The 17,100-nt window shown below is 59.2% G+C and carries 16 protein-coding genes and 2 pseudogenes; 4 read left to right on the forward strand and 14 right to left on the reverse strand.

What is annotated here, in order from left to right:
• Positions 1-39: 39 nt before the first annotated feature.
• The 3 genes from ACZ1HE_RS19755 to ACZ1HE_RS19765 all read right to left on the reverse strand — a co-directional run bounded on the left by ACZ1HE_RS19755 (position 40) and on the right by ACZ1HE_RS19765 (position 5,425).
• A complete protein-coding gene (locus ACZ1HE_RS19755) occupies positions 40-3,495 on the reverse strand; it encodes a chromosome segregation SMC family protein (RefSeq protein ID WP_472623592.1) in 3,456 nt (1,151 codons plus the stop codon).
• 114 nt (positions 3,496-3,609) lie between these two features.
• Positions 3,610-4,263: a hypothetical protein gene (locus tag ACZ1HE_RS19760; protein WP_472623594.1), complete on the reverse strand. Its 654-nt coding sequence runs from the start codon at positions 4,261-4,263 to the stop codon at positions 3,610-3,612.
• On the reverse strand, positions 4,208-5,425 hold the full coding sequence (locus ACZ1HE_RS19765) for an aminotransferase-like domain-containing protein (protein WP_472624567.1): 1,218 nt from the start codon (positions 5,423-5,425) through the stop codon (positions 4,208-4,210). Before ACZ1HE_RS19765 ends, ACZ1HE_RS19760 begins: the two co-directional genes overlap by 56 nt.
• Positions 5,426-5,598: 173 nt before the next feature.
• Here ACZ1HE_RS19765 and ACZ1HE_RS19770 point away from each other — a divergent pair, with 173 nt between their 5' ends.
• Positions 5,599-6,369, forward strand: a complete 771-nt coding sequence (locus ACZ1HE_RS19770) for a FadR/GntR family transcriptional regulator (RefSeq protein ID WP_472623596.1) — start codon at positions 5,599-5,601, stop codon at positions 6,367-6,369.
• A gap of 305 nt (positions 6,370-6,674) precedes the next feature.
• On the opposite strand, the gene ACZ1HE_RS19775 is transcribed toward ACZ1HE_RS19770, so the two are convergent.
• The 6 genes and pseudogenes from ACZ1HE_RS19775 to ACZ1HE_RS19800 all read right to left on the reverse strand — a co-directional run bounded on the left by ACZ1HE_RS19775 (position 6,675) and on the right by ACZ1HE_RS19800 (position 9,966).
• Positions 6,675-7,235: a F0F1 ATP synthase subunit B gene (locus ACZ1HE_RS19775; RefSeq protein ID WP_472623598.1), complete on the reverse strand. Its 561-nt coding sequence runs from the start codon at positions 7,233-7,235 to the stop codon at positions 6,675-6,677.
• A gap of 5 nt (positions 7,236-7,240) precedes the next feature.
• On the reverse strand, positions 7,241-7,786 hold the full coding sequence (locus tag ACZ1HE_RS19780) for a F0F1 ATP synthase subunit B' (RefSeq protein WP_472623600.1): 546 nt from the start codon (positions 7,784-7,786) through the stop codon (positions 7,241-7,243).
• An 86-nt stretch (positions 7,787-7,872) separates the two neighbouring features.
• Positions 7,873-8,098, reverse strand: a pseudogene (locus ACZ1HE_RS19785) (F0F1 ATP synthase subunit C).
• Between the two features lie 48 nt (positions 8,099-8,146).
• Entirely contained in the window at positions 8,147-8,905 is a 759-nt protein-coding gene (locus tag ACZ1HE_RS19790; RefSeq protein ID WP_108789953.1) for a F0F1 ATP synthase subunit A, read from the reverse strand.
• A gap of 3 nt (positions 8,906-8,908) precedes the next feature.
• Positions 8,909-9,251 (reverse strand): annotated as a pseudogene (locus tag ACZ1HE_RS19795) (AtpZ/AtpI family protein).
• Between the two features lie 370 nt (positions 9,252-9,621).
• The gene (locus tag ACZ1HE_RS19800) at positions 9,622-9,966 is read right to left on the reverse strand and encodes a winged helix-turn-helix transcriptional regulator (protein WP_472623602.1); all 345 of its coding nucleotides are present in this window, start codon (positions 9,964-9,966) and stop codon (positions 9,622-9,624) included.
• A gap of 74 nt (positions 9,967-10,040) precedes the next feature.
• Here ACZ1HE_RS19800 and ACZ1HE_RS19805 point away from each other — a divergent pair, with 74 nt between their 5' ends.
• Positions 10,041-11,138: an NAD(P)/FAD-dependent oxidoreductase gene (locus ACZ1HE_RS19805; protein WP_472623604.1), complete on the forward strand. Its 1,098-nt coding sequence runs from the start codon at positions 10,041-10,043 to the stop codon at positions 11,136-11,138.
• Positions 11,139-11,214: 76 nt separating this feature from the next.
• Here the strand turns inward: ACZ1HE_RS19805 and ACZ1HE_RS19810 are convergent, their stop codons facing one another.
• A complete protein-coding gene (locus tag ACZ1HE_RS19810; RefSeq protein WP_472623606.1) occupies positions 11,215-12,111 on the reverse strand; it encodes a LysR substrate-binding domain-containing protein in 897 nt (298 codons plus the stop codon).
• Positions 12,112-12,463: 352 nt separating this feature from the next.
• Here ACZ1HE_RS19810 and ACZ1HE_RS19815 point away from each other — a divergent pair, with 352 nt between their 5' ends.
• The gene (locus ACZ1HE_RS19815) at positions 12,464-12,805 is read left to right on the forward strand and encodes an ArsR/SmtB family transcription factor (RefSeq protein WP_472623608.1); all 342 of its coding nucleotides are present in this window, start codon (positions 12,464-12,466) and stop codon (positions 12,803-12,805) included.
• Positions 12,806-13,272: 467 nt separating this feature from the next.
• Here the strand turns inward: ACZ1HE_RS19815 and ACZ1HE_RS19820 are convergent, their stop codons facing one another.
• Genes ACZ1HE_RS19820 through ACZ1HE_RS19830 form a run of 3 tightly spaced genes read right to left on the reverse strand, consistent with a single transcriptional unit; the run spans position 13,273 to position 15,516 of the window.
• Positions 13,273-13,728, reverse strand: a complete 456-nt coding sequence (locus tag ACZ1HE_RS19820; RefSeq protein WP_472623610.1) for a GNAT family N-acetyltransferase — start codon at positions 13,726-13,728, stop codon at positions 13,273-13,275.
• A complete protein-coding gene (locus ACZ1HE_RS19825) occupies positions 13,721-14,629 on the reverse strand; it encodes a DMT family transporter (RefSeq protein WP_472623612.1) in 909 nt (302 codons plus the stop codon). Before ACZ1HE_RS19825 ends, ACZ1HE_RS19820 begins: the two co-directional genes overlap by 8 nt.
• Before the next feature lie 8 nt (positions 14,630-14,637).
• Positions 14,638-15,516, reverse strand: coding sequence for a LysR family transcriptional regulator (locus ACZ1HE_RS19830; RefSeq protein ID WP_472623614.1), 879 nt, complete (start codon positions 15,514-15,516; stop codon positions 14,638-14,640).
• 133 nt (positions 15,517-15,649) lie between these two features.
• Between ACZ1HE_RS19830 and ACZ1HE_RS19835 the strand changes: the two genes are divergently transcribed.
• Entirely contained in the window at positions 15,650-16,231 is a 582-nt protein-coding gene (locus ACZ1HE_RS19835) for an FMN-dependent NADH-azoreductase (protein ID WP_472623616.1), read from the forward strand.
• A gap of 83 nt (positions 16,232-16,314) precedes the next feature.
• On the opposite strand, the gene ACZ1HE_RS19840 is transcribed toward ACZ1HE_RS19835, so the two are convergent.
• Positions 16,315-17,100: an enoyl-CoA hydratase-related protein gene (locus tag ACZ1HE_RS19840; protein ID WP_472623618.1), complete on the reverse strand. Its 786-nt coding sequence runs from the start codon at positions 17,098-17,100 to the stop codon at positions 16,315-16,317.

A 17,100-nucleotide genomic window follows, 5' to 3' on the forward strand; every position in this document is an offset into this window, starting at 1 on the left:
GGCTAGCAGACAGAACCCAAATTTTCTACTAATGCGTGATCACGCCACCAAAGATTCTGCTTTTTTCAGATCAACCGAAACCAACTGACTGACACCCTGTTCTTGCATGGTCACGCCAAACAACCGATCCATGCGGGCCATGGTCACAGCGTGGTGCGTGATAATCAGGAACCGCGTCTCAGTCTGGCGACACATTTCATCCAGCAAGTCACAGAACCGGGTCACGTTGGCATCGTCAAGTGGCGCGTCCACCTCGTCGAGTACGCAGATCGGAGCAGGATTGGCCAAGAATACCGCAAAGATCAACGCCATCGCGGTCAGGGTCTGCTCACCGCCCGACAGCAGCGACAGCGTAGACAGCTTCTTGCCCGGAGGTTGACACATGATCTCTAGTCCCGCGTCCAGCGGATCCTCGCTTTCAACCATCACCAGATTGGCCTCGCCACCACCAAAAAGGTGCTTGAACAGCATGGCAAAGTTCGAATTCACCTGTTCGAATGCGGTCAACAGGCGTTCACGTCCCTCGCGATTGAGGCTGGCAATGCCATTGCGCAGGGTCTTGATCGCTTCCTCCAGATCACCCTTCTCAGCCGCAAGCGTGTCGTGCTCCTCCTGCACCTCGCGCGCATCCTCTTCTGCGCGCAGATTCACGGCTCCCATGGCATCCCGCTGGCGTTTGTGCCGGTTGACTTCGGATTCCAGTGTCTCCGCATTGGGCATTCGCTCGGGATCAACATCCAAGTCGTTGAGCAACTGGTTCGGCGTCAATTGCTGATCCTCAGCGATCCGCTCGGCAGCGGCCACAACAGTTTCCCGCGCCGCATCCGCACGCGCTTCGGCTGCTGCTCGCGCCTCGCGCGCTTCTGAGGCCAACCGTTCTGCTTCACGCTCTGCCAGCATGGCTTCTCGGTGGGTGGCCTCGCCAATCGCCAGAGCGTCAGCCGCGCCTTTGCGTCGTGCCTCAGCCGCCTCTGATTGCTCCGCCAGTTCTTCGCGCTGTTCAGCGATCTCGACGGGCACTGACATCGCGTCGGCCAAGTCCTCCTCAGAGGTTGCCTTGCGCTCGACCAACTCTGCAATCCGCTTTTCTGCGGTATCCAACCGATGTCGCCAACCGCTGATGTCCTTGGTCACTTCCTGCGCGCGCTTGGTGCGGGCATCACCTTCGCGCCGCAGTTCATCATGAGATGATCGATGGGTCAGCATGGTGATCCGAGCCGCCTCGACGGTCTGTTTGATGTCTTCGACCTGCTGACGCGCTGTGTCCAAATCACCCAACTCGGACAGGGCTTTTTCGGCCTCGCGCATTTGAACCCGCGCGGCCATTGCATCCTCTTTGTGCCGATCCACGGCCAGTCCCAGTGTTTCAAGCCGCCCCTGCGCCAGATTGCGGTCGGCTTCGGACTTGGACAACGCCCGCGCCGCCTCGGCAACACGCTGGTCGGCAGCCCGGCGCGCTTCACGCGCGCGGCGGTCAGCCTCGGTCACGTCCGCCAACTGCTGCGACAGAGCTTCATGCGCGGCGCGGGCCCCGTCAGCCTGCGCGCTCACCCGCTCCAACTCTTGCTTCAAAGCCTCGAGCCGGTTGAGCTGTTCCAGCCGCATTGCCGCTGCACTTGGCGCATCCTCGGCCCAGGCCCGGAAGCCGTCCCATCGCCACAGGTCACCTTCGCGCGATACGAGCCGCTGCCCAGGCTTCAAAGCCGCTTGCAACCGACTGCCATCATCACCGCGCACAATCCCGATCTGCGCAATCCGGCGGCTCAGCCGATCCGGCCCAGACACATGCAACGCCAGCGGTTCAGCCCCCTCTGGCAATGCCTGATCCGCATCATAACCCGGCACCTGAACCCAGCCTGACGGCCCGTCATCATCGGCCAAGGGCGCACGCAGGTCATCCGACAGCGCGGCCCCCAGGGCCTTCTCATACCCTGGCGCCACACGCAGCAGGTCCATTACCTGTCCGCCCTCTGCCGTATCCCGCGCCACCAGCTTGGCCAGCGCGGTTGTCTCGGCCCGGATCGCGCCAACCTCCCCCTCGGCTTCAGACCGTTGTGCACGAGCCTCAGCCTCACGCGCCTGCGTGTCATTGCGCAGCTCATCCGCCGCCGCCAGCGCCTCTTCGGCAGCCTCTGCTGCCTCGCTGGCTTCTTCCTCGGCGTCCAGCGCCTCGCCGTAAGCGTCCACGGCCTGCTCCAGCGCCACTCCGGCTTCGCTCACCGCATCGCGCGCGCGCACCTCTTCACCTTCGGACCGGTCCAGCGTCTTGCGGCTGTCGTCGACCAGACGCTGCGCTGATTGATGCCGCGCCGCTAGACGTGCGACATCTTCGGTCATTTGGGACAAGTGATCTTCGCGTTCCTGCAAGACCGAGGCCGCCTCGCGCGCCACCTCGGCTGCCTCGGCCAGTTTGTCGGCTTGTCCTTCGCTGGCCTTTGCCAGTTCCCGCGCTTCCCATTCCAACCGTTCAATGGTCTCGCCCGCATCGCGGTTCAACCCGGTTTCTCGCTCGATATCTTGCCCTAGCTGGGCAATCCGGGCAGTCAACGTCTCGATGGCCTGACGGGCTCGGGTTTCCTGATCGTTCAGCGCGTCGCGTTGAACCTGCATCCGTTGCAGAACTGCTGCCGCGATCGCCTCTTCTTCGCGCAGCGGTGGCAATGCTTCGTCGGCCTCGGCACGCGCGCTCGCTGATTTCAGCGCCATCCCTTCTGCCTGCGCAGCCTCGGTTGTGCGACCACGCAAAACCTCTTCTGCGCTCGCCCGCGCTTCCTCTGCCTCTTTCCATCGACGATAGAGCAGCATTCCCTCGGCCTGCCGCAAAAGCGTGCCGATCTCACGATAACGGGCTGCCTGCCGTGCTTGACGGGCCAGTTGCCCCAACTGTGCGGCCAACTGCTCCAACACATCATCAACGCGGGTCAGGTTGGTTTCGGCCCCTTTCAGCTTCAACTCGGCCTCATGCCGCCGCTGATAAAGACCCGAGATCCCCGCCGCCTCTTCCAGGATACGCCGCCGCGCCTTGGGCTTGGCGTTGATCAGTTCCGAAATCTGCCCCTGTCGCACCAACGCCGGAGAATGCGCCCCGGTTGAAGCATCGGCAAAGAGCATCTGCACGTCGCGTGCCCGCACGTCCTTGCCGTTGGTCTTGTACGCGCTGCCAACGTCCCGGGTGATCCGACGGATGATTTCCAACTGATCGCTGTCATTAAACCCCGAAGGGGCCAAGCGCTCGGAGTTGTCCAGCTGCAATGAAACTTCGGCAAAGTTGCGCGCCGGTCGGGTCGCGGCTCCTGCAAAGATCACATCTTCCATCCCACCGCCGCGCATCGCCTTGGGACGGTTTTCACCCATCACCCAACGTAGCGCTTCAAGAAGGTTGGACTTGCCGCAGCCATTTGGCCCTACGACTCCGGTCAGCCCGTCCGCGATGATCAAATCGGTCGGATCGACAAAGCTTTTAAAGCCGGTCAGTCGGAGTTTGGAAAAGCGCAAATGGCGAGCCCTTGGTGATTCCTTATCCCAACCAGCCTGCGCAGCGATCACCCACCTGTCAACGCTGTCGCCACCCTATCTAGACCAACCCCGCAGGTTATCCACAAGATATTGCTACTGCGGATCGCAAGTCATGTCCGTTCGGCCGTCCCCTGATGCTGTGATCCAAGTGACCTGCTCACATTCCAGCGTGGGATACTTCAATTTGGGATCACCACCATAGGGCTCGCAGGTGATATTGGTCCAAATCTCGGACCCGTTCGAGAATGAGGTCGAATTCCACTCGTGGCATTCATACTGCGGTTTGCCCGTGTTTGCGGCTTTGTTCTGAGCCTCGCCCGCCACGATCTTGTCCGCCTCGGCAATGAATGCCCGCGCCTGCGCCATATTGCAGCCTTTGACGCCCCAGGTCACAAACCGACTGACGCGATACACCTTGGCAATGGGACAGCCCGTCAGCTTTCCCATCACCTGTTCCAGCGCCACGTAATAGGCATCTGTATCGTGCAAGTCTGACACCCTGCGCCTGGCTTTTACCACGTCTTCTGTAATCTGAACCTCGACAGCATAGCCACCGACACTCAATTTTTGCACGGGTTGGCCCGCCGTGAACCCCGCCTCAGGCGGAGCACAGGCCACAGCCAATAAAAGGGTGGCAAATGCAAGGAACCGGATCATGCCGCCACCCTCGGCACGAATGGTTAACAAATCCTTATTCAGCGAGCGCCCGTCGCAGAACCGCGCCCAATCGGGACACGCCTTCGCCAATCGCGGCCTCTCCTGAGTTGGAAAAGTTCAACCGGATCGTGTTGACCCCAGATCCATCCGCAAAGAAGGCGCCGCCCGGGACAAACGCCACCCGCTCTTCGCGGATCGCCCGGTCCAACAGCGCGGCCCCATCCATGCCCTTGGGCAGGGTGATCCAAACAAACATGCCGCCCTCAGGTCGGGTCCAATCAACGCCATCAGGCATGTGATCGGCCAACGCCGCGAGCATAGCATCCCGCCGCGCGCTATAAGCCCCACGCAAGGCGTTCACATGCTCTTCAAAACACGCTTCAGCCACACCGTGAATGGCCATCTGGTTGATGGTCGGCGAATGTAGATCCGCGGCCTGTTTCATCAGCACCAACTTAGAGATCACCGGCTTGGCCGCCACAATCCAGCCCACGCGCAACCCCGGCGACAGGGTTTTGGAAAACGACCCGCAATAGATCGTCCGACATGCCTCCAGATTGCCTTTCTGCGCCAGTTCCATCGCCAGGATCGGCGGTATGGCCTCGCCGTCATAGCGCAACGCCTGATAGGCGCCGTCTTCGATGATCGCGCAATCCAGCGCCTCGGCCATGCCCAGCAGGCGCACGCGCCCTGCTGCATCCACCGTCTCGCCAGTCGGGTTCGAGAAGTCAGCCGACAGATAGGCGAACTTGACCCGCCCACCTGCGGCCTCGGCCCGCCAGGCAAAGTCGGATACGTCATGATTGACCCCCAAATCCAGCCGATCAAACCGCGGCTCATAGGCGTTGAACGCCGCCAAAGCACCTAGATATGTTGGCCAGTTCACCAAAGCTGTATCCCCCGGCGACAGCAGCAGTTTGCCCAGATAGTCTAACGCCTGTTGCGACCCCGATGTGATCAGAATGTTGTCAACATCACAGGGTACCCCGATGCCCGCCATGTGGTTAGCCAGCCATTCCCGCAGTGGCAGATATCCCTCGCTCACCGAATACTGCAACGCCTTGGCCTGATGCTGAGAATCCAGCGCCGTGGAATAAGCCGCCTGAAACGCCTCGGTCGGGAACAGCGCCGGATCCGGAATGCCACCCGCAAATGAGATGATGTCGGGCTGGTCCAGCAGTTTCAGCAACTCGCGGATTTCCGAGGCCTTGAGCCGGTCGGCACGGGTTGCAAACATCTCCTCTAGCTTCATCTGTGTTTCTCCTCCAAAGCTGCGGATCAGCCTAGGCAGAGGCTGAGTTAAGTCAAACATGCTGACCTTTGTTACAGCAATTGTGATCAGTCAGCCTCTCTGACATTTCCTCACTTGCAGCTGCAGCCTCACCGTGGTCATATGTTTTGACCAATTTGAAAAAAGGCCCGGTCATGCCCTTTCAGAAAGTCCAGCCCGAGAAACTGTCGACATCGGTAGTGCGCCAGATCGAACTGCTGATCCTGCGCGGCATCCTGCGCCCAGGTGAACGCCTGCCCTCGGAACGGGAACTGGCCGATCGGCTGGGCGTTTCCCGCCCCTCATTGCGCGATGCGATTGCCGAGTTGCAGGAGCAAGGCCTGCTGACCGCCAAGGCGGGCTCTGGCGTATTTGTGGCCGAGGTTCTGGGCAACGCCTTCTCACCCGCACTCACGCGGCTGTTTGGCGCGCATGACGAGGCGATGTTCGACTATCTGTCGTTCCGCAGGGACATCGAAAGTCTGGCCGCCGAACGTGCAGCAAGGCTGGGGTCGGACAGTGACCTCAAGGTCATTCAGACGATCTACGACAAGATGGTTGTGGCCCACGGCTCCCCAGGTTCGGACGAAGAGGCGCGCCTGGACGCCGAGTTTCACATGGCCATACTCGAGGCGAGTCATAACGTGGTCATGCTCCACATGATGCGGTCGATGTTCGACCTGCTGCGAGCGGGCGTCTTCTACAACCGGCGCATCATGTTCCACCAGCAACACACCCGCGCCTCGATCCTGGATCAGCACCGCGCCATCAACAACGCCTTGCAGGCCCGCGATCCCGTCGGCGCCAAGGCCGCGGTTGAGGCACACCTGAGTTTCGTCAAACAATGCCTGTCCGACCAACAGATCGCCGAACGCAACGAGACCATCGCCCGGCAACGGCTGGAACACGAAACCGGTCAGAACTAACAGCGGCCAAAGGTGAATAGGAGAACGGGGTACTCCCGCGCCCGCGCTGATCCCGGCTCCGCCGGAATCGCTGGCGGCCTTGGGCCGGGCGCCTCGCCTTCGGCTCGGCGCCGGTCCCGCTAGGAGCATTTGTTTCGCCTCATGCGCCAACCGCCGAGCGAAGCGAGGCCAGGCCCAACCGGAGGAGGTTTTTCGTCAGAAAAATTGACGACGGGCGGGAGCAGCCCCTTCACCAGTTCTGCACCGACCACAAAAAAACCCGGCCGCTAGGCCGGGTTCTTTCAAATCATTCAGGCGTCAAACGCTCAGTGAAGCTTGGCGTCCACTTCGGCGATGGCCGCGTCGATCAGCTTGTTGCCTTGCGCCGCAGTCATCTGTTTGGCGATCACCTCATTGGCCGCAGAAACGGCAATGGTGACGGCTTGGTCGCGGACCTCTTTGACGGCCGAAGCCTCGGCCGATGCAATCTGGTCCTGCGCAGCGGCCAGACGGCGTGCAATCGATACTTCCAGATCGGCCTTGGCCTGCTCTGCTGCCAGAACAGCGTCGTCTTTAGCAGCTGCCACGATGGCGGCGGCCTGGTCCTGAACCTCTTTCTGCTTGCGCTCGTACGAGGCCAGCAAAGCTTGGGCTTCGTCACGCAGAGCACGGGCTTCATCAAGCTCGGACTGGATGCCCTGAGCGCGATTGTCCAGCGCACCGCCGATCATGCCGGGCACTTTGAAGTAGAACAGCACCCCGATGAATACCAGGAAGCCCAGTGTCACCACAAAGTCGGTGTTGCCCAACGAAAAGAATGGACCGCTTGCAGCAAGCGCGGGGCTTGCAACGCCAGCTGTCAGGATAAGGGCGAGGGTGTTACGCATGGCTCTTATCCTTTCATCCGGGCGTCGATCGCACCAGCGATACCAGCCTCATCTGCCTGACCACCCAGGGCGGTCACAATCTCGCCTGCGGTGTCCTTGGCAACAGCCTGAATGCTGTCCAGGGCACTGGCACGGATTTCGGCAATTGCCGCTTCCGATTCAGCTGCCTTGGCGGCAATCTCGGCGTCCGCCTTGGCAATCGCCACATCCAGATCAGCCTGGATTTCGGCGCGCGCCTCGGCTGCGATGGCCTGTGCTTGCGCACGGGCATCTGCCAGAGCCTTGTTATAGGCTTCTTCCGCTTCAACCGCTTTGGCCTTCAGGTCCTCGGCGGCAGCAATGTCGTTTGTAATGGTGCCCTGACGTTCAGCCAGGATCGCACCGATGCGCGGCAGAGCCACACGCGACAGGATCAGGAAGATCGCAACCAGCGTAATGACGAGCCAGAAGATCTGGTTGCCCATCCACTCTCCGCAGAGCTGGGGCATGCCGACCGCGCTGCCGTACGAGTCGACGCAGGCGCTGACGAAGTCTGTTGTCTCAGTTGCCATGTCGGTCTCCTTGGAAACTTAGCTTACATTGGGCAGCGCGATCGTGTCGAACTGCCCAACCGTAAGGATGTCGGTTCCCGAAGGTCTTAGACGGCGAACATCAGCAGCAGAGCGACCAGGAATGCGAAGATGCCCAGAGCTTCTGCGAACGCGATACCGATGAACAGGGTCGCGGTTTGCGATGCGGCGGCCGAAGGGTTGCGCAGAGCGCTTAGCCAAGAAGTTACCAGCTACGTTACCAACACCGATAGCGGCTGCGCCGGAACCGATTGCTGCCAGGCCTGCGCCGATGTGTGCGAGATCGCCTTCCATGAGAATTCTCCTTACGATTGGAAGTTTCGATTTTAGGGGTTCAGAACCTTAGTGCGACGGATGCAGCGCATCCTTCAGATACACACAGGTCAGAATTGTGAATACGTAAGCCTGGATAAAGGCCACGAGGATTTCCAGGCCATACATGGCCGTGATTGCCAGAACGGATACCGGCGAGATCACTGTGATGGCGGCAAAGCCTGCGAACACCTTGATCACCGCGTGACCGGCCATGACGTTACCAGCAAGACGGATCGAATGGCTGACAGGGCGTACAAAGTACGAGATCAGCTCGATCACGGCCAAGATGGGACGCAACGCCAGCGGCGCGCTCGACACCCAGAACAGGCCCAGGAAACCGGCACCGTTGATGACGAAACCCAGGATGGTCACGGTCAGGAACACGGCCAGCGCCAGCACGGCGGTCACGGCAAAATGCGATGTGGTGGTGAAGGACATCGGCAGCAGGCCAAGGAAGTTGGCGCTGACGATGAACATGAAAAGCGTCATGATGTAGGGGAAGAACTTGATACCGTCCTTGCCGCAGACGTCTTCGACCATCTTGTAGATGAAGCCATAAGTCAGTTCCGCGATCGACTGGCCGCGGCCAGGGACGATGGCGCGCTTGGATGTGGGCAAAACCAGCAGGGCAATCACGGCCACGATGGCCAGAGCCAACCACAGGGTCACGTTGGTGATGGTGAACATGCCAACTGCACCGTCGCCAAACAACGGCTTGACGATGAACTGATCCATCGGGTGGAAAACCAGGCTGCTACCTTCTGCGGCTGTTGTATCGCTTGCCACGATCTAGTCCCTCTCGTTCTTCTCGGCGCCGATGTTTTGCTCGGCGGCCAATGCCTTGTCCTGAACCTCTTTCGCGCTGCGCATCATCGTCTTGATGCCGACGGCAAGGCCCAACAGTGTAAACAGCACCAGGAATATCGGGATGGTCCCGAACAGGTAATCCAACCCGTACCCAATGCCAAAGCCGATCCCGATGCTGACCGTCATTTCGATGACCATCCGCCAGGCAAGCTCGCCATGGGAAAAGCCCCGATCCACACGCTCGGCCTAGCGCTTGCGCCTTTTTCACCGTCGCGATCCGCGCCTCCAGCTGCGACAGGCGCTGCTTTTGGTCGTCTTCGGTCACGGGTAAATCCCTCACGTTGTCTTGGGGTAGGTGCTAAGGGTGTGGAGCTAAGGAGTCAACGACACTTATGCCGCAGCTCATTAGCGCATAAGATTCTGTTTTAACTAAATAAAAACAATAATCCAGAGTCCCCCGACACCAACCCTCGTCCCCGGAACCCCCTGAAATTGCCCACTATCCATATTCAACCAAAAGGTTGATTAATGCGTTTTCGCCAACTTTGGGCCGGTTCCGCACTTTTGGATTACCCCCCGATGCACAGAGCAGCTCGGTAAAGTTCATTTGAACTCGCACTTTGGCATCCCGACAGTTTGCTGCGCAATTTCTCGGTGAACGTATCGCAGCCCCTCGCCCGGATAGCCACGTAAGGTCAGGCAGGGTGTTTCGCACTTGGCAGTTTGTCAGAATTCTGTTCCGCCCATTCATGCATCTGCAAGAGCAACGGCACCAAGCTTTCGCCCAGAGGGGTCAGGCTGTATTCCACATGGGGCGGGATGGTCTGGAAATCTCTTCGAAGGACAAATCCCGACTCCTGCAATTCTGTCAGCTGGCGCGTCAACGTGCGGTGGGTAATGCGACCAAGATTGCGCTGAAGCTGATTGAACCGGCATCCCCCTTGGGCCAACCAATAGATGATCAACAACTTCCACCGGCCAGAGATCGCCGAAATCAGCGCCTCGATCTGGCAATTTTCCTCTGGCTCATGCTGTTTCATAGCAGTATCCTAGATGACCGTACTTGCCCGATTGCGCGTGCCTTCATAACTAGCGCCCAACGCAAAGCGCTGCAATGAGAGATCAAATGAGCAAAAAGAAAATCGTCATCGTTGGTGGAGGCTATGTAGGGTTCGAGGTTGCCAAAGAACTGGACGCCCATGCGGATGTCACTCTCATCGAACAACGTGAAGCCTTTGTACAACCACCCGCAGCGATCCGCGCGCTTGTGCAGCCCGGACTTCTGGATCAGATCATCCTTCCCTACGACACCCTGCTGAAAAACGGGAAGGTCATGCGTGGCCGTGCGGTGTCGATTTCTCAATCGGATGTCACCTTGGACTCCGGGGATGTTGTCCCGGCGGATTACATCGTTGTAGCCACCGGATCCTCTTATGCCGCGCCTTTCAAACCATCGGGCGACAGCATCGCTGATTTTCGCAAAGCCAGCTCAGATGTCAGCACAAAATTGGCCAAGGCAAACTCTGTCGCAATTGTCGGAGCTGGCGCAGTGGGGACAGAACTTGCTGGTGAGATTGCAACGGCGCAGCCCGGAAAATCCATAACGCTGATTTCATCTGGCGAAACTCTTTTTCCGATGTACCCGTCACGGTTGGGCGCGCAACTCAAACGCAAGTTGGAACGCCTGGGCGTGACAGTTGTACTCGGACAACGCGTACAGGATTTGCCTCAGTCGGATCACCCATTTGAGGGTGCGGTTACATTGACGAATGGTACTGTAATTGCGGCAGATCTTGTTTTTCCGGTGATTGGATCCAAGGCGCAAACCGCCCTGATACAAAATCTCCCGGGCGCTGAACTTGGGTCCTTGGGTCGAGTCAAGGCAGACGAATGGCTGCGCCCATCCGACTACCCCAATGTATTTGCAGCCGGAGACATTGCTGATGTCGGAGACAATATGACGATCGTCGCGACAGCCCGGCAAAACCCATGGCTGATCAAGACATTAAAAAAGGTGCTGGCAGGGGAACCTCTGGAGAGCCAAAAGCCCTACACGCCATGGAAGAAGGCCCCAATTCTTGTCCCCTTGGGGCCTGTGATCGGCAACAGCTGGATATTTGCCACACTGGGAGATTGGGTCACACGCACAATGAAAGGAAAGGACCTTTTCATTCCGAAATATCGCAAGGCGTTTGGACAGAAACACGGATGAAGCCTGTGCTGCCCGCCCCATCGGGCGGGTTGAAACACTCTCAAGCCGTCCCGGCAAATGGGACACAAGAAATGGATTATTCGGAACAAGGCCATCCGCGCAGGTCCGCAGTCTCCTCCAACAACCATTCGCGAAACGCCCGGGCGGCTTTGTGGCGTCGGGCGCGCGTGCTTTGCACCAGCCGCATGGCACCATCACGAAATCCCACGTCAAAGCACCGGATCAACCGCCCCGCCGCGACCTCTCCGGCCACGCAATCCCCGGCACCCAGATAGACGCCCAACCCCTGCACTGCCGCCTCGAACGACAATTCGGTTTCAATATGTTTACGCGGATCAGACACTTCGCCCGGCGCCAAGCCTGCCACCTGCCCCCACCGGTCCCAGATGCCAGTGCCGCGATCCTTGAATCGGCGGTACTGCAAAACCTCTCGTGGGTCATTCCATCCCTCACGCCGCAATTCCGGCGCAGCATAGACTTGTAGTGGCGTATCGCTGATCAGGTCCGATGGCGCGTCCAACTCGCCCCGAAAGGCAAACCGTAAAGCAACGTCCGCCTCGTATCGGTCCACATCCGCCAGCGCATTGGTTGCCTCGACATGCACCTCGACGTCTGGAAAAGCCGCGTAAAAGCGTTTCAGCCGCGGCATCAGCACCTTGAGCGCAAAGAGCGGCTCGCTGCTGACGGTAATCCGCCCCTCGGGCGCCTCGCCCAGATCCTCGGTCGCGTCCGAGATCAGATCGAGCGCAACAGTGACCCGCGACAGATAGTTGCGCCCCTCGGCCGTCAACTCCAACCCGCGCGGCAGATCCCGAAACAGGGCCACACCCAAGCGATGCTCCAGCCCACGCACATGGCGGCTGATCGCCGAGTGGCTGACATTCAGTTCTTCAGCTGCACGGCTGAAGTTCTCGTGTCGCCCGGCGGCCTCAAAGGCGCGCAAAGCGTTCAAAGGGGGCAAAGGGCGGGACATGGGCAATATGTGCATTTTTTGCACATAAGCTGTCAAGCAATTGAAATTGTGAAGATGTCTCAGGGGCCCCATATCGTCAACATAGAAAGGAAAAAGGTGAAACATGACTGCAATCGACATGATCCGCCCCGCGAGAACAACCACCAGCTTTTGGCACATTCTATTTTCATGGCTCAAACCCAAGCCAAAGATGCTGACCGGCCCCCTGCCTCAAACAGGCAGATTTGCCCGCGACTCTGGACTGTCCCCGACCCAGAAGGAACTTCTTCAAATGCAATGGCCATCGCAGACAACACGGCACCCAATGCTCTGAACCCTTTCCGGGCGGCGCTAGTCGAGCTATGACCAAGGCATGAGTGACCAACTTGATGCCGTCTTTGCCGCCCTGGCCGATCCCACCCGCCGCGCGATTCTGTCGATGCTGCTCGAAGACGATATGGCCGTGACGGATGTGGCCGAACCATTCGAGATGTCGCTGGCCGCCATTTCGAAGCACCTGACCATCCTGACCCGCGCAGGCCTGATCGCGCAGGAAAAGCGCGGCCGGGTGAAATGGTGCAAGCTGGAGCCGGACGCGATGCGCGCCGCCAGTGTCTGGATGCAGGGCTTTGGCCAGTTCGAACCGGTCAACCTGGACGCCTTCGAGCGGTTCCTGGAAGAAGAGCTGTCAAGCGACTCTACAGCCGAAACCTAGCCAACGCCGCCTTATGACCATGCAGAACGTGAGTCCGCATGTAGCCTCAAACGGATCGAAACGACCCGCTCACATGCTTCTGGGTTCAAGGGCACGCCAGACGTCACTTTGCGGACTGGACAACTTGAAAAGAACCGACCCGCAAATGCGGGTTTTCCACGCCCAACCTCAAAGTCACCAAATGCGCGTCAAAAGCGAAACCATTCTCTCCCAGTCGCAGGATCGACCGCCAACGGCACATTTATCGCGACCAAATCGACATCCCCGTGGTCGACTACGCGCCTGCAGTCATCCCCCCTTTATGCGCGCATCAACAGAAAGCCGCGGTGCAATTGCCCCGCCAGAACACCGCTGGCTTGCATAAAGTGATTTCTAACCGACGCGCTGCCTCGCAACTTATTCAAACCAGCAAAAAGTGGCGGATTACAGCCACACAGAACTCAAGACATCTGATTCAAGATCAGCCCTCAAAGAACTCGCCGCAATCTCGGCCCAACCTCTTCGAACCCTTCGCGTTGATAAAAGCCCAGCGTGCGTGCCCAGTCCGGTTGTGGCGGTGCGCCAACCTCCAGCCGTTTCCACCCACGCTCTCGCGCAAATGTCTGCGCTGCTTCCACAAGCAGGTGCGCAACACCGGCCGACCGCCAACTCCGATCGACATAGAGCTCGGAAATCTCGCCGAAAACGCCTCCCGCATAGATCGCTGCGCATTCGTTGAGAACCAGCACACCCACTGTTTCTTCCCCGGCGACGGCCAGAAACGCGGTCACCGCGGGCAGCGCCAGCACCGTTTCTGCATTTGCCGCCACGACAGACGCATCAACCGAAGCTCCATCCAACTCGGACAAGAGTGCCGCGACCAAACATGCGACAACCGGGGCCTCATCCAGTGCCGCCTCTCGGACCATAGGCACTTCACGCATCATCCATCCCTTTCGCCTCGGTCACCGATTTCGGCTTTCGCACATCAAGCAACATCCACAACGCCACCACCGTCAGCCCCACGCCAACCAGGACAAGCCCCGCTGGGGCGCCGTGGCCCAGCGCGATCTCCCACACAATGACCCAGCTGGGTGTCAGATATGTATAGGCCATGACCTTGGCCGCAGGCAGATGCAGGGTGGCGAACTGCAAGAGCACAAAGGTCGCCGCACTGGCAAAAATCGCAACGTAGAAAATCGTTATCCAAACCAAGGGTCGCAAGCTGGCCCAATTGGTGGCGCGAATGTCAGACCAGCCATAGATCCACAGCAGAACGCCCCCCGCCACCAGCATGCCAAAGGTGAACACCACCGCAGGCTCGCCCCTATTCAGCTTGCGCACCATGGGGGTATAGATCGCATGCGCCGCGCAGCCCCAGAAATAGATGATCTCGCCCTGCCCGATCTCGAACGCGCGCAACGCTGCCAGATCGGCGCGAAAAATCACCCATAGTGCCCCGGCTCCGCCGATGGCCAGCGCCAGCGCCATCCAGGGCGTTGTCACTTGACGCAATAGAACCCACCCCGCCACCGCCGCCATCACTGGCGTCAAGGTAAACACTGCCGCCGCACTCACCGGTGGCGCGGTCTTGAGCCCCTCAAACATCAGCACGAAATAGGTGGCGAACAGCCCGCCCAGCACCAGATACCGCCAAGGCGCCTGCGCTGCAGAGCGTGGCAGTCCGGTTGTGGCCAGCGCGGCAACCCCGATCACCACCGCCGCGATGACAAAACGAACTGCGTTCAGGGCCGTTGGCGCGATGTCATTTGCGACCAAGCCACCCAGCGAGAAACTCCCCGCCACCAAGGCCGAGAAACAAAGCATCGCCAGATGTCCACGCATCACAAATGTCAGATTTCCCAAGACTTGGATCGCTCTTTCAGAAACTTCAGGAAGGCCTGAACCTTGGTGGTGCGATGCAGATCCACATGCGTCACCAACCACAGCTTGCCCGACCATTCCGGCATCGGCTCTGCAACCTGCACAAGGTCGGAATTTTGCGCTGCAACCCAGCGTGACATGAACCCGATCCCCGCGCCTGCTCGAATGGCGGCGTGGCCCGAGAAGATATCCGTGCAGCGAAACGTAATCTGATCTTCGGACACTTTGGTTCTCAGCCAGCGATAAAACGGCGCCCGGCTGTTCTCATCGTCATGGCCCACAAACACGTGCCCCTCTAAATCGTCGATCCCTGCGGGCAACCCGTGACGCTCGACATAGGATGTGCTGGCATAAAGCCCCATGGTATCCGACACAAATGGCTGTACCACATTGTCGGGCTGATCCGGTGCCGCACCGGCGCGTATCGCCACATGTGCCTCGCCGTATTCCAGTCGGAACACCCGGTCGCCTGTCAGATACCGCACCACCAGTTCTGGGTGCATCTTCTGAAACGCCGCCAGTTCCGGAACCAGCAAGGGCCCCACTGCGGCCAGCGATGTGACCACCAGTTCACCCGAAACATCATCCCCTTGCCCCTTGAGCCGCCCGACAAGTTGGTTGAACTGATCCTCGGTCGCCTGCGCCACCCGCAAAAGATCGTCACCGGCCTCGGTCGCGGTATAGCCGCGCGCGTGCCGCTGAAACAGCTTGACCCCCAACCGCGCTTCGATCGAGTCGATGTGGCGAATTACGGTTGCATGGTGCACACCCAAAACCTCGGCTGCGCCACTGACAGTGCCCATTCTGGCCACCTGAAACGCTGTGCGCACTTCATCCCAATTGTCCATGACACCTCTCTTGCACGATTCACTTCTGTGCAAAAACAAACAAAACTTGTTCAATTATGGCAGTTGAGTTCAAATTTGCAACATTTATGTCCAATGGAACAGTTCCAGCAACCGCCTTCAAGGACAATCGCTCATGACCACCACTGTTCTGCACATCGACACATCGGCCCGCCGTCAGGGTTCGGCCACCCGCGAGCTGACCGACCAGATCGTCAAACAGATCGCCCCCGCCCGCATCATTCGCCGCGATCTGGCCACGCCACTGCCATTGATTACCGAGGATTGGGTCAACGCCAACTTCACCCCCGCCGACGCGCGCAACATCGAACAGCAAGAACTTCTGTCTCTCTCCGATCAACTCGTCGCAGAAATCAAGGACGCTGACACGGTTGTCATTGGCATGCCCATGTACAACTTCGGTGCCCCGGCCGGCTTCAAGGTCTGGGTCGACCTGATCGCCCGCGCCGGTCTGACGTTCCAATACACCGCTGAAGGCCCCAAGGGCCTGCTGAGCGGCAAACGCGTTATCGTCGCCGTCGCCACTGGCGGCGTACCCTTGGGCTCCCCTGTTGACCACCTCTCGGGCTACATCCGTCAGATCATGGGCTTCATTGGCCTGACTGACGTTGAGTTCGTCGCGGCCGAAGGCATGTCGACAGATCCGGAAACCGCGCTGAAGGCAGCGCGCGATGCGGTCGCAAAACTCGCCGCGTGACCAAGAAAAGCCAGGCGCGGACAACCGCCGCACCTGGCCTTTTTCGTCGAGCCGGTCGGAATCACGACCCCGTTAAATTGCTTCTATGACCTGAACTGCGGCTCTCGTTTCTCCAAAAACGCGGTCATCCCCTCTTTCTGGGCAGGCAAACCATAGAGCGCATGGTACATCTGGCGTTCGAACCGAACGCCTGCGCCAAGCCCCACCTCTTCGGCTTCGTTCACGCAGGCCCGAGCCATCATCACGATATCCTTTGGATACTCGGCGATCGTGGCCGCGACCTCCTGAGCCGTCTCCTCTAGCGCTTCATCTGCAACAACTCGACTGACCAACCCCATTGTCAGTGCCTCGTCTGCAGCAACCATCCGCCCGGTCAGGATCATGTCCATTGCACGTGCGCGCCCTACCAACCTGGTTAGACGCTGAGTGCCACCAATACCTGGAATGCACCCGATCTTGACCTCTGGCTGACCAAACCGGGCCGATGTCCCCGCAAGAATAACATCACACATCATCGCCACTTCGCAGCCACCGCCCAGCGCATAGCCTGCAACAGCCGCTACTTTTGGCGTGCGCAGGGCCGCAAACTGGTCCCACCCCGAAAAGAACTTTGTTGCGAACATCGAGCTGTAGTCCTGTGCGTTCAACTCAGCGATATCGGCACCGGCTGCAAAAGCGCGCTCATTCCCAGTCAACACAATGCAGCCAACATCCGGGTCGTCGTCATAGGCTCGGGCGCAATGCAGGACCTCCTCCATGACTTGAGTGTTGAGTGCATTCAGCGCCTTGGGCCTGTTGAAACGGATCGTCAGAACACGACCACTTCGCACAACATCTATGGTTTCGTAGGTGTCATAAGAATCACGCAT

It is taken from the genome of Falsiruegeria sp. JB4-1, from assembly GCF_055693495.1.

Bases quoted from the DNA above. Each gene is read 5' to 3' on its own strand.
- ACZ1HE_RS19765 (WP_472624567.1), bottom strand. From the start codon at position 5,425: ATGAAGCTAGAGGAGATGTTTGCAACCCGTGCCGACCGGCTCAAGGCC.
- ACZ1HE_RS19770 (WP_472623596.1), top strand. From the start codon at position 5,599: ATGCCCTTTCAGAAAGTCCAGCCCGAGAAACTGTCGACATCGGTAGTG.
- ACZ1HE_RS19775 (WP_472623598.1), bottom strand. From the start codon at position 7,235: ATGCGTAACACCCTCGCCCTTATCCTGACAGCTGGCGTTGCAAGCCCC.
- ACZ1HE_RS19780 (WP_472623600.1), bottom strand. From the start codon at position 7,786: ATGGCAACTGAGACAACAGACTTCGTCAGCGCCTGCGTCGACTCGTAC.
- ACZ1HE_RS19800 (WP_472623602.1), bottom strand. From the start codon at position 9,966: ATGAAACAGCATGAGCCAGAGGAAAATTGCCAGATCGAGGCGCTGATT.
- ACZ1HE_RS19805 (WP_472623604.1), top strand. From the start codon at position 10,041: ATGAGAGATCAAATGAGCAAAAAGAAAATCGTCATCGTTGGTGGAGGC.
- ACZ1HE_RS19810 (WP_472623606.1), bottom strand. From the start codon at position 12,111: ATGTCCCGCCCTTTGCCCCCTTTGAACGCTTTGCGCGCCTTTGAGGCC.
- ACZ1HE_RS19815 (WP_472623608.1), top strand. From the start codon at position 12,464: ATGAGTGACCAACTTGATGCCGTCTTTGCCGCCCTGGCCGATCCCACC.
- ACZ1HE_RS19820 (WP_472623610.1), bottom strand. From the start codon at position 13,728: ATGCGTGAAGTGCCTATGGTCCGAGAGGCGGCACTGGATGAGGCCCCG.
- ACZ1HE_RS19825 (WP_472623612.1), bottom strand. From the start codon at position 14,629: ATGCGTGGACATCTGGCGATGCTTTGTTTCTCGGCCTTGGTGGCGGGG.
- ACZ1HE_RS19830 (WP_472623614.1), bottom strand. From the start codon at position 15,516: ATGGACAATTGGGATGAAGTGCGCACAGCGTTTCAGGTGGCCAGAATG.
- ACZ1HE_RS19835 (WP_472623616.1), top strand. From the start codon at position 15,650: ATGACCACCACTGTTCTGCACATCGACACATCGGCCCGCCGTCAGGGT.
- ACZ1HE_RS19840 (WP_472623618.1), bottom strand. From the start codon at position 17,100: ATGCGTGATTCTTATGACACCTACGAAACCATAGATGTTGTGCGAAGT.